Origin of the sequence: Streptomyces sp. NPDC017056 (assembly GCF_044332485.1) — a bacterium.
Lineage (GTDB): Bacteria > Actinomycetota > Actinomycetes > Streptomycetales > Streptomycetaceae > Streptomyces.
Genome location: NZ_JBIRPD010000012.1, coordinates 13,074 through 26,144 on the forward strand (window position 1 = coordinate 13,074; position 13,071 = coordinate 26,144).

Genomic DNA, 13,071 nt, shown 5'->3' on the forward strand with positions numbered 1-13,071 from the left:
CCCGCCGACGCGCCCGCAGCCGTGGACCCCGACGGCACACCCCTCACCCCCGAGGGAGGAACCCACCATGTCCCACCCCACCCTCGCCCTGGGCGCCACCGCACTCTTCGCGGCCGGCTGCGTCTGGTACCTCCCGGCGGCCGCGGCCCTGCGCGCCGGCGCCGACCGCCCGTACTCCCACCGCATCACGGCCGCTTCCTGCCTGACCTTCTGGGGTACGCCCGCGCTCCTCGCCGTGCTCCTGCTGACCCCGCTGCCCTGGGCCGTCCTCGGCGCCGTAACCGCCGCGGGCGCACTTACGGCCGCCGCCCTCCTGGTCGTGGCCCGGTTGCAACGCACCCGCGAACAGCACGAGGAATCCGAACGCTGGACCACCCTCCGCAGCACGCTCCCCACCACGACCCCCCTCACCGAACCGCGCCCCGATCCGGTCCGCCCGCAACTGGCCTTCGTGCTCTACCTCTTGCCCGGCAACATCGTGGCCTCCGTACTCGCCGCCACCGTGCTGCTGACGGCCGACTCCCTGACCCGCCAGGGCGCCATCACCGTGACCATGACCGCCGTCGGCATCTCCGCCGCATCCCTGGCCCTCGCCGGCAACCGCGCCCAGTCCATACGCCGCCACTGAGCCGGGAACCGTCCACATCGGCGACCTCGCATGGGGGCCGCTACAACTACGCGGGCGCGCACACCGCCGTCGTTTACTGGATCTACTCGACCTAGCCGATCCAGTCGATCTACTCGATCTCCACCCGCCCGTTGTTCCGTTGCTGCGTGCCGTCCGTGCCGTCCGTGCCGTCCGTGCCGCCCTCGCCGCCCGGCCCGCCCTCTGGCGCCCCCAGGTTGCGCCGTACGGAATCCAGGATCGTCAGCCCCTGGCCGACCAGCCCGGCGGCTATCTCGCCCAGCCCGTCGGCGCCGTTGAGCACGTTCACATTGGCGCCGGAGAGCCCGGCCGCGGCCTCCTTGACGATCTGCGGGAGCTGGTCGATCAGCATCCGGTCCAGTGCCACCCGGTCGTACGACGCCGCGGCCTCCGCCTGGATCTTCATCCGCTCCGCCTCGGCCATGGCCAGCACCCGGATGCGCTCCGCGTCCGCCTCGGCGGGCTTGACGACCTCGGCCACCAGCTGCTGCTGCCGCAGCTGCGCCGCCCGCTCGGCCAGCTCGGTCTGCGCGTCCAGCACCTCCTGCTGCGCGTGTGCCTGCGCCAGCGGCCCGGCCTGCGCGGCCTGGGCCTGCGCGCGGTCCACCTCGGCCGAGTACTGGGCCTGTACGACGGCGGTCTGCCGCGCGTACTCGGCCTGCTTGCGCGCGGCCTCCTGCTCGGCCTCCGCCGCGGCCTGGGTCGCCTGCGCCTGCGCGATCTGCGCCTGCCGCTGGATCGCCGCCTTGTGCGGAGCCGACATGGCGTCTATGTAGCCGGTGTCACCGTCGTCGATCGACTGGATCTGCAACGAGTCCACGTGCAGCCCGATCTTCGCCATCTCCGACTTCGAGGTGTCCAGCACCTCGGTGGCCAGCTTCTGCCGCTCGGTGACGATCTCCTCGACCGTCATCGAGCCGATGATGGACCGCAGGTGACCGGCGAAGATCCGGCCGGTCAGGACCGACATCTGGTCCTGGTCGGAGAGGAAGCGCTGCCCCGCGTTGACGATGCTCTCCGTGTCGTTGCCGACCTTGAAGGCGATCACGGCGCGTACCGTCAGGGCGATGCCCTGCCGGGTGACACAGGTCTCGACGACCTCCGACTCGCACATCGACAGCGTCAGAAAGCGGGTCTTGCGGAAGATCGGCAGCACGAACTTGCCGTGGCCGGTCACCACACGGAACGGCGCACCCCCGAGGCCACGCCTGCCACCCGAGATCAGCATTGCCTCGTCGGGCGCGGGAACGCGGTAACCGAACATCTTTCGTCGTCTCCTCAACCGGCGTCGCCGGTGTCACCGGCCAACGCGTCCAATGGGTCGGCCCACTCGATGACGTCGACCTGCCGGCCACCCCGCGAGGTGACGACCAGTACGTGCGTCCCGCGCGGCAAGGGTTCGGCCGACCAGGCGAGGAACGTCTCCGTCCCGCCCCTGACCCGTACCAGGACCTCACCGGGCCCGGCTTCGCCACGGGTCCCGAGAACCAGCTCCCCGGCACAACCGATCACAGCCTCGTCCTGCACCATCGGCGGCCGCCCCCTCGTCGCTCTGGCCTGCGAAACGACCTTAGCGCCCGGCCGCACGCGCGCCCATCCTCCCTTGGTCGCTCTTCGCGTCATCCGATCGGCAGCCACCGTTCGAAGAACTCCCGCACACTCCGGCGTACGGCCGGCACCGCCACCCCCGGCGCCACGGCACCCACCAGCTTCTTCCGCCCCTCGGCCGTCATCAGCCCGGCGGCCTGCAACTGCGGCACCATCGTCGCGTAGTCCGTGAACACCCAGTGCCCGGTGTCGCCGATGCGCTGCCGACGGGTACGTCCCCCCGAATGCGCGAGCGTCGCCGCCCAGGACCGTGCCATCTCCTTCCCGCCGGAGAAACCGTCCGTACCCACCAAGAGCAGCGGCCGGTCCACCCCGTACCGGGCCACCGGCAGCAGCTCCCCGGGGCGGCCGGACGCCTCCGGCGCCTGGTCGAGGAAGCCCTCCCAGTTCACTGCCGCCCTGATACGGCGGTCCTCGTACATGGCCTGGACTGCGGTGGTACCGCCGACCGAATGCCCGTACACACCCACCCGCCGCAGATCCAACGCCCGCCCGAGCCCCTTCGGTACGGCCCTCCCCGCCGCATCCGTCTGCCGACCTCCCACCACCCTCTCCAACTCGTCAATCACGAACGACACATCCGCCACCCGCGTCCCCACAACCGTCCGAAAGAGCGCCGCATCGCCCCGCGGATCTCCGACGAAAACCGTCCTCCGCACCATCTCCCGCCCCACTCTCCCCACCGGAAACTCAACCGCCACCGCGTCCCCAGGGTGATCGACACACACCACCACCCACCCCCAACTCGCCAACTCCTCAGCCACACCAACCCCCAGCCCACTCGGATCCCCACCACCCGGGCTGTACACCAACACCGGCCGCCGACCGCCCAACACAGGCGCACCGACGTGCGAATGCGTCTCCGTAGCCCCCCAAGCCACGCCCGCCGAAGGCAACTCGGGATGCACCCACGGCATCACCACCCCAAACACCTCGGCCACCCCACCGGACAGTTGCCGCGCCACCGGAAACCCTCGGACCGCCCGCCCCGCCCGCCCTGTCAACGCCGTCCACGCCGGATAGAAGACCGTAACCAGCACTTCCCGTACGCCAATGCCCGCCACCCACGGATCCGGCCGCCCACGATCAACCAAATACAGCCCCGCGACCCCCACCCCATGCGGCCCGCCCGGCTCCGGCAACCGCAACCTCACCTCACCGGCCACCCGCCCAGGCGCACCCTGCGCTCGCGCGACCCCGCCCCATCCCGCCCCCACAGCACCCACAACCACACCCTTCACAACAGCCCGCCGCCCCGGCCCTCCAGCATCCGCACGCACCATGTCCGCCCCTCTCCTCCCACGTCACCGTCACCGTCACCGGCGGCCGGCGCGAACGCACCAGCCACAGTTGGACGATGGCGCCCAGAGCAGCCCACGGACGATGCTTTTGGCCCTGCCCTAAACGATGGCGCGACACGACCAGGGGGAGTAGTGCTCCGAATCCACTTCACCGCCGCCGACTTCGCACGGGTCCGCTTCGCGCCCCGCCCCGCGCCCCTGCTGGAGCTGAACACGGCCTTCATGAAGGCGGCGGCCGGCGATGACCCGCTCCTCTTCGGCCGCTGGCGGCAACGCCTGCTCCGCTCCCTGCCACCGGCCGTCCTGCCCCTGCGCGACCTGGTCCCCGCAGGCCGGGCCCCCGCCTTCCTGGACGTCTACGACGACTCCCTCAAGGAGGCATTGGACACCGTACGGTCGGCCCACCCGGCCACCCACGTACGCTCCGAACTGAAGCGCGTCTACGCCACCAGCACGTACGCCCCACCCCCATGGATCCGCGACCTGCACCGAGGCGACGCCGACGCCTGGCACCTCATCCGCCAGGCACAGCACACGGCCTTCGAAACCGTCCTACGCCCCGTATGGCCCGTCATCCAGGACCTCCACCGCGCCGAGTTCACCCGCCACGCCCTCACCACCGCCGAACACGGCACGGCCACAGCCCTAACCCAACTCCTCCCCAACTCGCGCCTAAATTCCAGCACCTGGGAAATCCCCACCCACCCAACCCACCCCACCCACCCAACCCACCCCACTCACCGCACCCACCCCACTCCCACCATCACCCTCAACGGCCGAGGCGTAATCCTCCACCCCACCTTCCACTGGACCGGCCACCCCCTCATAGCCGACCGCCCCGGCCACCCACTGGCCCTCACCTACCCAGCAGGCCCGGGCCTCCCGCTCCACCCCACCAACACCACCAACGCCACCAACACCCCCGACACCTCCGACCCCTTGGCTTCCCTCCTGGGCCGCACCCGCGCCGAAATCCTCCGTCGCCTCACGGACCCCCACACCACCACAGCCCTGGCCCACCACCTCAACCTCAGCGCCCCCACCATCTCCACCCACACCACAGCCCTACGCAACGCGGGCCTCCTGACCACGACCCGCACGGGACGCTCGGTCACGCACACGCGGACAGCGCTGGGGACGCTTCTGGCTCATCGCGTGGGGCCTGTGTGACGTGGTGATCGCCCCGGCAGTCGCGGCAACGCCCCGGTTGCGGCGCACGAAAGGCCCGCTCACAGCCGTCGCAGGTCTGGAACGGCAGCGCGGAGGGACGATCCGGGTGGCGCGTCGGCGCGGGCGGAGCGGGCAGGGGCGTCTCGCGCAGGCGAAAGGCGAGGATGCTCGCGGGCCGGGCACGGAAGCGACCGGGCAGCCCAGCGGTGAGCCGCTCGATGATCTGGCCCGCTTCGACACCGTCCGCGAGCCACTCGGCGACACCCGGCGCCAGCCGCGCAGCCTCTTCCTTGGACAGAACCAAACGTGGGTCGACCCGGCGCAGGGCGGCAAGCACGGCGACAGCCTTCGGATCGGCGTCAGCGAGCGAGGCGGGCGTCACGGAAACGGCCGGACCTGGAGCAGCAGGCCCTGCCACACCCGGACCAGGAACCCCGCCCGCTCCCGGACCAGGGGACGGGGGCGGCCCTTCCGGCCCCGGCCCCGGATCGCCTCCCGGCCCCGGGCCACCCCCAGGAACATCGTAAAAACGAGTCCGCGTACGAACCTGCCCGGTGGCCAGCCGCACGCGGCGGCGCTCCAGGTACCCGGCCTCTTCGAGCTCCCGAAGCGCCCGCGAGATCAGGATCTCGCCCTCGGTGAAGTGCTCGCACAGCGCGACGATGCTGACGGGCGCGCCGTCCGGCAGGGAGAGGATGTAGGCGGCGACGCCAACCGTAACCGCGCTGCCGCGCCGCTGAGCCAGGGCGTTGGAGAGCACGGTGAATTCGGCGGTGAGCCGGGTACGTACGTGGATCACGCCGGATGTCGGAGCTCCGGCATCCGCGCGCGGAGACGCGTTAAACTGCGAGTCAGCCATCGGGAAGGTCTCGCTTCCTGAGCGGTCAGGCCCTCGTTCGGGATGCCAGTCCCGGCGGGGGCCGTCTCTGTCTGTGGTTGTCGCGGCGAACGTAACCGCCCGAATCCCGCCCCCGCAAGCTGCTCACCCGGACGGGTGACGCAGGCCGGGAGGGTGGGTGGGCGGGTAGTTCTTTCCCCCGGTCCTTTGGGAGACAAGCGCCCCACCGCCCCCTCGTCAACGACCCCCCGGCCACCCCGAACCCCACCCCGAGCCCCACCCCGCGACCGGCACCTGGCCGACCCCGCCCCGGTGCCGCGCCCCTGATCGCTGTGCCGCTGCTGCATCTGGTGGCTCTGTTCAGACCGCTACACGCCGCACTTCTGCCCTCCGTGTGCCGTGCCGCATTCTGATGGCCGAGGTGAGTGCTGACCTAATAGCTCGACAGGATCCCCTTCAGTGCACCATTGCGGATCCTCTGTGTTTGTGCGAGCTGGTCCCGCAACAGCTGCTCATGCTCGTCCAGTCGAGCCATCGCGCCGGCGATGGCTTGCTGTGCCCCGAGATCGGGCAGTGGAACCGGCAACTCTGCCAGTACGTCAAGAGAAATGGTCTTCATGGTCATACTCCCGGTGGAGTGGGACACGAGCCACCTGCGCGCCTCCGGACTGCGGAGGTACGCAGCGAAGTAGTCGGCGTTCAGCTCGGTGGGGGGCCTCAGTACGAAGCAGCCGGTTCCGCAGACCCAACCTTGCTGTTCCTCACGTACGACAGCACATCGCCCCAGCTCTCCACGGCGCGCCAGCACCACGTCGTCACGGCGGAGACGGAAGCGTTCCAGGCGTTCGGCTTGTTCCCCGGTGATGTGTCTGATGCTCGCCACGTCGAAGCCGTTGCCTGTCAGGTCCTTGGGCATAACGACGGGGATGCCTGTATGCACGTAGTGTTCGGCGCGGATGAGGCTTCCCGAAGGTCCGGCGAGGAGCAGGCCCGGCGTTGAGCCCCGGAACTCACCTTCCACCGTGCCACTCACAATGCTCCGGAGCGGCATGCGGGGAGCTTCGGCACCGCTGCGCGTCAGCCGCTCGCACGTGTGGAAGCTCTTCCGGAGGGCGATGCTCGAACTGGACGTCGCATCGTGATGCTGATCCAGTTCATCGAGCATGTGACTGGTATCCAGTGCCGTCGGCTGCCGCTCTTGCTCATCTCCGACGTACAGCCGGGGGTCGAGACTGCCCTCGTTCTCAAGGATCTCTTCGTGCGCGACCGAACGAGAGAACCCTGGTTCATCGGGCGTTGCACGAGGAGACCTGAGCCACGCGTGAAACCGACTGCTGATGCGCTGTGTGTCCTCTGCGGTCAGTACGCGCGGTCGCCGCGGTAGCTGAGTACCGAGGCGGTCGGCGTTGATGAAGAGGACGGTATCCCCGTCGCCGTCCGGCAAGTGGAGTGACTTGTCGCGGGCAAGTATCCAGATGTGCACGGGGATGGAAGTGTGCGGAGCGAAGAGATGCGATGGCAACGCGATAATGGCAAGGAGCGTGCCGTTGACGATCATCTGCCTGCGGATATCCGCCTCGCAGCCATTGGACCAAGCGGCGCGCGGAGGCATGATCACCGCCGCAAGCCCGTTCTCGCTCAGCTTGTTCCACGCCAACTGAAGCCAAGCGAAGTTCGCATTGGACTCGGGTGGCCGGCCGAAGGGCCAGTCGACGACGTGGGTGTCGTCGATACGCTGGTTGAAGGGGGGATTGCTCAGCACCAGGTCGGCTAGGCCGTGGCCCCGGCGCTGAAACAGTGACACTGGGTCGGAAGCGCCTACGTGCGGCTGATCCACTCCGTGAATGGCCAGGTTCATCATCGCCAGCGGCGGGTTACTGCGATCCGTGGCGTATGCCTCGAAGGAAGCTCCGTCGATGCGGCCGAGTTCGGCGACTCGCTGCGCTGTGATTGCGAGGAGACCGCCAGATCCACAGGCCGGATCCAGGATCCGGTCCCCGGGCTGCGGAGACGCGAATTCGACCAGCAGGCTCGCGACTGCACGCGGTGTATAAAACTCTCCCGCGGAAAAGGAGCCCTCCTGAACGTGCCGTTCGAGGAGCAGTTCGCAAACTTCCGTCAAGTCGGCCCCGGCCAGCGTCGGCGGGCGTTGCGTCAGTGCGCTGAGAAAGGAGGCTGCCCACGGAACGTCGTCCGCCCCCTCGCCACTGTCGAGAAAACCGATACCCAGCTTGTCGATGTCGGGCAGGGGGAAGCGCGCATGCCTGCTGGCACTCCTCATCGCAGCGCCCAGGTCCATCAGTGGCGAGATACCGACTTGGGCCTCCGCTACTGCTCGATCCCACCGCTTGACGAATTCGTCCTCCGGTTCGCCCACCGACTCGACGAACCCTGCAAGAACCAGGATTGCGAGCATGGACGTAAGGTCGCCGAACGTGTTCCGACCCCGCTGGAAGGGGACGTATGCTCGCCAAGCCCGGTCGACTACAACCGCGGCCTGGTCCTCCGTCTTCATGATGTCCACGTGCGAGTCTCCTCGTTTCGTGCCGGTTTACTTCAGCTGACCGATCACATACGACGTTGTGGCGACAACCATCAGCAGCAGGCACAGACGCAGTGTCATGCCTGTGCTCTGGATCGCTTTCCCAAGCAGCTCGAAGAGTGACTTCACCTTAGGGCCCCCTACCTTCATCTGCCGAAACTGCGCAGCCTTACTGCGCAGGCGCCCACTCAAGGCATCCACTCGCGTGGTGGCCGCTCCAATCTGGAGCAGGAGTTAGGTGAGAGGGAATCTAGCAGCGATCAACGCTTGGCGTACGGCGGTTAACCCGCAACTGTGGGCATGAGGCGCGAGTGCGCAGCGATGCTGCGCAACCCTTTCGAGGGCGAGTTTGCTGATCAAGTGCGTGCGGAGGGGAGCGCGGCGCTTGGTGGGTAGTGGCGGAGGTGACCCCAAGTTGTGGCGCGGGTCACATTGTGCGGGTGCCTTCGCCTGAGAACAGGGCGGCGGACTTGTCCAGCTCTTCAGCGCGTTGTGTGCGGTGCCGTGGAACTGCTCGGCGCGCCCGTAAGGCGGTTACCCCGCCGGTGCGTCCGCCGACGGGCCGACGTTGTCAGAGGAGTGTCCCACTGCGCAGTACCCCGGACGGGGTTATCGGGGTGCTGGTCGGTCGCAATCAGAAGGGGTTTGGTCAGCGACCAGAGTCTGATTGGGTAATCCGGCCAGGGGCATCAGGCCGGGTCCTCTTCAGCGGAAGACGGGGCCTCCCCTGGCCCCCAAGCATCTCCCTTGCGGACATTGCAGATCCAGTGGGCGGTTTGAAGGTTCTCCGGCTCGTGCTTGCCGGCCAGTGAGACCGGCTTGATGTGGTCGAGGGTTGCCGACCACGGATCAGGCCAGTCAACTGCCGATCCGATACCTCCGTGGCACAACTGACAAATCCATCGGTCGCGTTCGTAGATGTCCAGAGGATCCACTGGGTTTGCGTCGGCGTCGAGGACGCCATAATCGCGCATACGGGCCTGATAGCTGTTGCGTGCTCTGGTGGAGCGCCGTTGCTTTTCGGAGCGCGCGGTGTACGCGGGTGTCCAAAGGATCGGAGTGCGTTCGGCTACGCAGACCCAGGCTTCCCAGTCGTAGGTCTTACCGTTCTCGTCCACGTCTCGAATGACTTCGTTCTGCCAGACCCATCGCTGCCCGTCCTCGCCCTCGAAGGACCGCTTCTGTTCGAGAGGATGTTCCTGGCCCGGCACGTTGGTCCACCACGTGGTGCGGTGCGTATAGGCGAGGTGTGCGCCGGTCTGCTTATGGATCGCGAGGAGCGGTTCCGCATTGTCTTCGGAATTGTTCCGCACCAGATCCACAAGCCAGTTCGCGTCCAGAGAAGCAGCGGTGGCATACGTGGTGACTGATCCGTGCCGCTCGACGGCGTCACCCGGTATGGGGCCGAGCCCGTAGAACTCGTAGGGGAAGTCGGCGTCAGCGTCCCTGGTGCGGAAGACGTTCGGCTGGCGATCGCGGCCGAAGTGAGCGTGCTGTTCCTCATCTGTGGTGGCACGGGTGCCCATGCCAGGGATCGAGTTGAGGTCGATTTCGCCGCGTCGGAGCCTGGCTGCTGTGCGGCGCTTGAGTGTCTCATTGCACCGGGACGAACACACATGTCGGTCCCGGTAGGACCATGGCGCCTTGGCGGAGAGGGGTTCGGCGCAGACCCGGCACGGCTGACCACCGGTGGCACGAGCGGCGGCGGCGAGGATGGGTCCCCAATATGGGTCGCCAGGTACCTCGCGGGTCCTGGCTGGGTCGGGTACGGGCGGGGTCCCCGGCGTGAGCGTCGGCTTGGGGCGGCGCTTCCTCGGAGTGCTCTTCGGGCGCTCGGCCCGCTGCTTTTTGGCTGCCGCAGCACGGCAGGGATCGGAGCAGTACTTCTGACTGCGCGGGCGCCCGTACTCCATTACCGTGCCGCAGATCACACAAGGTCGCCCGGCCGGCTCCAAGATGTCACTGACGTCGTCGGTGATCAAGGCGTAATCCACGGGTTGTCCTCGGCTGGGTTCGAGTTGGCGGCCGGAGTTCGCAAGCGTGCAGATGCGGGTCGCTGCGTCCGAACAGTCTTCGAGAACGAGTCAGGGCCTGACCCACTAGGTGGATCAGGCCCTGACCTGGTGTTCCTTCAGTCGGGGTGGCGGGATTTGAACCCACGACCTCTTCGTCCCGAACGAAGCGCGCTGCCAAGCTGCGCTACACCCCGAAGCAACGAGCTCTACTTTAGCGGACCGATCCCCATAGGTGAAATCCGGTTCTCGGGGCGACGGGGTTGGGGCCTGAACTGGTCGATCGCGACGAGGACCAGGGCGAGGGCGTAGAAGGCCGAGCCGAAGATGAGGGTGTTCAGGGCGATGCCCGCGTAGCCGTGGATCTCGACGTCGAGGAAGGGGTACGGGTAGCGGCCTTCGGCGCCCGGGGTGATCAGGGCGCCGCGGATGAGGGCGAAGGGGAGGTAGAGGAAGGGGTAGGCCAGCCACTGGCCGGCGAAGCGCCAGCGGAAGCCGCGGGACGGGGTGAGCAGGAGCCAGTCCAGGGCGGCGCCGATGGGGGTGACGGTGTGCAGCAGGTGGGTCGAGACGGTGCGGAGGGTGTCGTTCTCCGGGGTGCCGGTCATCGAGAAGCCGCTGGAGTCGTTGGTGAGGACGAAGTGGTAGACGAGGCCGGTGATGGCTATGTAGAGGAGGACCGCGCCGGTGATCCGCGGGGATATCGGGGGGCGGGCGGACCAGGCGCGGTGGGCGGACCAGGCGAAGCAGACCGCCACGGCGATGTTCGACTGCACCGTGAAGTAGCTGAAGAGGCGGCTCAGGTCCGGGGTGATCGCGACGTCCAGGACGATGCCGGTCAGCGCGGCCAGCGCGATCAGCAGCCGGAAGGCGGCGGCCAGCGGGCGGCGGACTGGGGGCACGACCGCGGACGCCGGGGTCTGGGCGGAGGCGAACGCCGCTCCGCGGGCGTAGCGGGAGGAGGCGTGTGAGGTCTCCTGCGACGGTCGGGAGCGGGGGACGCGGGCGCTGGTGGGGTCGATCATCCCCCCACGCTAGACGGGAGTGGGGCGGGATGGGGATGGTGTGTGGAAGGTGTGTGGGAATCCGCAGGGGAGGGGGAGGCAGGGGAGGGAGGGGAGGTGGGGGGAGGTGGGGGAGGGGCCAGTCCTGTGGGGCCCGGGCCCGTGGGCCCCGGTTTGTGGGCCGGTCCCGTGGGCCCCGGTCCTGTGGGCCGGTTCTGTGGGGCCCGGTGGCTGTGGCCGGGCCCCGTTCGGTGCGTCAGTCCCGGGACGTAAGGGTCAAGAGGGTCGCCTCCGGGGGGCAGGCGAAGCGGACCGGGGTGTAGCGGTTGGTGCCGCAGCCTGCGGAGACGTGGAGGAAGGAGGTGTGGCCGCCCGCTGTGTGGGTGGACAGGCCCTTGACCCGCTGCGTGTCGATGTCGCAGTTGGTGACCAGCGCCCCGTAGAAGGGGATGCAGAGCTGGCCGCCGTGGGTGTGCCCGGCCAGGACCAGCGGGTAGCCGTCGGCGGTGAAGGCGTCCAGGGTGCGCAGGTACGGGGCGTGTACGACGGCCAGGGAAAGGTCCGCGTCGGGTTCCGGGCCGCCGGCGACCTGGGCGTAGCGGTCCCGCTTGATGTGCGGGTCGTCCAGGCCGGTGAGCGCGATCTCGAAGCCGCCGGCCGTGCCGTCGAGCTTGAGGCGGCCGCGGGTGTTGGAGAGGTTGACCCAGCCGGCTGTGTCGAAGGCGTCGCGCAGGTCTTCCCAGGGGTTGTGGATGACGCCGACGGCGGGCGGGTTGCCGTTCAGGCCGTGCCGCTTCTGAGCCTTTTCGATCAGATAGCGGGCGGGGTTGCGCAGCTTCGGCCCGTAGTAGTCGTTCGAGCCGAAGACGTACGCGCCGGGGAACTCCATGAGCGGGCCGAGCGCGTCCAGCACCTCCGGGACACCCTCGGGGTCGGAGAGGTTGTCGCCCGTGTTGACGACGAAGTCGGGGCGCAGCCCGGCCAGCGACTGGAGCCAGCGCTGCTTCTTGCGCTGCCCGCCGACCATGTGGATGTCGGAGACCTGCAGGACGCGCAACGGCCGCATGCCGGGCGGTAGTACGGGCACGGTGACCCGGCGCAGTCTGAAGGAGCGGGCTTCGAATCCGGCGGCGTAGGCCAGGCCCGCCGCACCGGCCGCGGCGATGGACAGGGGGACTCCGTAACGGGCGCGCATACTCCCCATCGTTGCAGAGGGAGCGGGGGAGACGCGCATCGGCGGTGCGGCGTCGGTACCTGGTGGCGCCGGCTGCACCGACCGCGCCGGCTGCACCGACCGCACCGGCCGCCGCGGCGGCGAAGGCATCGCACCAGCCGCCGCAGCGGCGAAGGTACCGGGCCGGCCGGTGCCACCGGTACGTAATGGTGGGGCGTTCGGCGCCGGGTACGGGCATACTCGACGTCATGACCACGCTCAAGTCGAAGCTGCAGGACGACCTCACCACGGCCATCAAGGCCCGTGACGAGCTGCGCTCTTCCACCCTCCGCCTCACCCTGACCGCCGTCCAGAAGGAAGAGGTGGCCGGTACCTCGGCGCGCGAGCTGTCGGACGCCGAGGTCGAGAAGATCGTCGCGCGTGAGGCGAAGAAGCGCCGGGAGGCCGCGGAGGCGTTCGACCAGGGCGGTCGTGCCGAGTCGGCGGAGCGGGAGCGCGCGGAGGGCGAGGTGCTCGCCGAGTACCTGCCCAAGCCGCTGTCGGACGAGGAGCTGGAGAGCCTGGTCGCCGAGGCCGTGGCAGAGGCGAAGGCGGGCGGCGCCGAGGGGCCGCGGGCCATGGGCGCCGTCATGAAGATCGTGAACCCGAAGATCGCGGGCCGGGCCGAGGGCGGCCGGGTGGCCGCGGTCGTCAAGAAGCTGCTCGCCGGGTGAGGTAGCGGTTACGACGGCGAAGGGGCGCCCCCGTCCGGTGATCCGGTGGGGGCGCCCCTTCGC

The 13,071-nt window shown here is 68.9% G+C and carries 11 protein-coding genes and 1 tRNA gene; 3 read left to right on the forward strand and 9 right to left on the reverse strand.

Annotated elements, in window-relative coordinates; genetic code table 11:
• The first annotated feature begins 67 nt into the window (after nt 1-67).
• Nucleotides 68-628, forward strand: coding sequence for a hypothetical protein (locus ACH4OW_RS22570; protein ID WP_398029788.1), 561 nt, complete (start codon nt 68-70; stop codon nt 626-628).
• Between the two features lie 109 nt (nt 629-737).
• Here the strand turns inward: ACH4OW_RS22570 and ACH4OW_RS22575 are convergent, their stop codons facing one another.
• The 3 genes from ACH4OW_RS22575 to ACH4OW_RS22585 form a co-directional block, all read right to left on the reverse strand.
• The gene (locus ACH4OW_RS22575) at nt 738-1,910 is read right to left on the reverse strand and encodes an SPFH domain-containing protein (RefSeq protein ID WP_398029789.1); all 1,173 of its coding nucleotides are present in this window, start codon (nt 1,908-1,910) and stop codon (nt 738-740) included.
• A 14-nt stretch (nt 1,911-1,924) separates the two neighbouring features.
• Nucleotides 1,925-2,176: a hypothetical protein gene (locus ACH4OW_RS22580; protein ID WP_398029790.1), complete on the reverse strand. Its 252-nt coding sequence runs from the start codon at nt 2,174-2,176 to the stop codon at nt 1,925-1,927.
• 89 nt (nt 2,177-2,265) lie between these two features.
• A complete protein-coding gene (locus ACH4OW_RS22585) occupies nt 2,266-3,537 on the reverse strand; it encodes an alpha/beta hydrolase (protein WP_398029791.1) in 1,272 nt (423 codons plus the stop codon).
• 150 nt (nt 3,538-3,687) lie between these two features.
• Here ACH4OW_RS22585 and ACH4OW_RS22590 point away from each other — a divergent pair, with 150 nt between their 5' ends.
• Nucleotides 3,688-4,725: an ArsR/SmtB family transcription factor gene (locus ACH4OW_RS22590; protein WP_398029792.1), complete on the forward strand. Its 1,038-nt coding sequence runs from the start codon at nt 3,688-3,690 to the stop codon at nt 4,723-4,725.
• On the opposite strand, the gene ACH4OW_RS22595 is transcribed toward ACH4OW_RS22590, so the two are convergent.
• The 6 genes from ACH4OW_RS22595 to ACH4OW_RS22620 form a co-directional block, all read right to left on the reverse strand.
• Nucleotides 4,667-5,584 (reverse strand): hypothetical protein, encoded by a 918-nt coding sequence (locus tag ACH4OW_RS22595; protein WP_398029793.1) that lies wholly within the window; start codon nt 5,582-5,584, stop codon nt 4,667-4,669. The genes ACH4OW_RS22590 and ACH4OW_RS22595 overlap by 59 nt on opposite strands.
• A gap of 412 nt (nt 5,585-5,996) precedes the next feature.
• A complete protein-coding gene (locus ACH4OW_RS22600) occupies nt 5,997-8,078 on the reverse strand; it encodes an N-6 DNA methylase (protein WP_398029929.1) in 2,082 nt (693 codons plus the stop codon).
• A 716-nt stretch (nt 8,079-8,794) separates the two neighbouring features.
• Nucleotides 8,795-9,631, reverse strand: coding sequence for an HNH endonuclease (locus ACH4OW_RS22605; RefSeq protein WP_398029794.1), 837 nt, complete (start codon nt 9,629-9,631; stop codon nt 8,795-8,797).
• A 609-nt stretch (nt 9,632-10,240) separates the two neighbouring features.
• Nucleotides 10,241-10,314: transfer RNA gene (locus ACH4OW_RS22610), tRNA-Pro, on the reverse strand.
• Between the two features lie 12 nt (nt 10,315-10,326).
• Nucleotides 10,327-11,142: a Pr6Pr family membrane protein gene (locus ACH4OW_RS22615; protein ID WP_360139967.1), complete on the reverse strand. Its 816-nt coding sequence runs from the start codon at nt 11,140-11,142 to the stop codon at nt 10,327-10,329.
• A 235-nt stretch (nt 11,143-11,377) separates the two neighbouring features.
• Nucleotides 11,378-12,316, reverse strand: coding sequence for a metallophosphoesterase (locus ACH4OW_RS22620; protein WP_360139964.1), 939 nt, complete (start codon nt 12,314-12,316; stop codon nt 11,378-11,380).
• A 227-nt stretch (nt 12,317-12,543) separates the two neighbouring features.
• Between ACH4OW_RS22620 and ACH4OW_RS22625 the strand changes: the two genes are divergently transcribed.
• On the forward strand, nt 12,544-13,008 hold the full coding sequence (locus tag ACH4OW_RS22625) for a GatB/YqeY domain-containing protein (protein WP_360139961.1): 465 nt from the start codon (nt 12,544-12,546) through the stop codon (nt 13,006-13,008).
• Nucleotides 13,009-13,071: the final 63 nt, after the last annotated feature.

What these genes read in the sequence shown, in the direction of transcription:
- ACH4OW_RS22570 (WP_398029788.1), top strand. Translation starts at nt 68, where the DNA reads ATGTCCCACCCCACCCTCGCCCTGGGCGCCACCGCACTCTTCGCGGCC.
- ACH4OW_RS22575 (WP_398029789.1), bottom strand. Translation starts at nt 1,910, where the DNA reads ATGTTCGGTTACCGCGTTCCCGCGCCCGACGAGGCAATGCTGATCTCG.
- ACH4OW_RS22580 (WP_398029790.1), bottom strand. Translation starts at nt 2,176, where the DNA reads ATGGTGCAGGACGAGGCTGTGATCGGTTGTGCCGGGGAGCTGGTTCTC.
- ACH4OW_RS22585 (WP_398029791.1), bottom strand. Translation starts at nt 3,537, where the DNA reads ATGGTGCGTGCGGATGCTGGAGGGCCGGGGCGGCGGGCTGTTGTGAAG.
- ACH4OW_RS22595 (WP_398029793.1), bottom strand. Translation starts at nt 5,584, where the DNA reads ATGGCTGACTCGCAGTTTAACGCGTCTCCGCGCGCGGATGCCGGAGCT.
- ACH4OW_RS22600 (WP_398029929.1), bottom strand. Translation starts at nt 8,078, where the DNA reads ATGAAGACGGAGGACCAGGCCGCGGTTGTAGTCGACCGGGCTTGGCGA.
- ACH4OW_RS22605 (WP_398029794.1), bottom strand. Translation starts at nt 9,631, where the DNA reads ATGGGCACCCGTGCCACCACAGATGAGGAACAGCACGCTCACTTCGGC.
- ACH4OW_RS22615 (WP_360139967.1), bottom strand. Translation starts at nt 11,142, where the DNA reads ATGATCGACCCCACCAGCGCCCGCGTCCCCCGCTCCCGACCGTCGCAG.
- ACH4OW_RS22620 (WP_360139964.1), bottom strand. Translation starts at nt 12,316, where the DNA reads ATGCGCGCCCGTTACGGAGTCCCCCTGTCCATCGCCGCGGCCGGTGCG.
- ACH4OW_RS22625 (WP_360139961.1), top strand. Translation starts at nt 12,544, where the DNA reads ATGACCACGCTCAAGTCGAAGCTGCAGGACGACCTCACCACGGCCATC.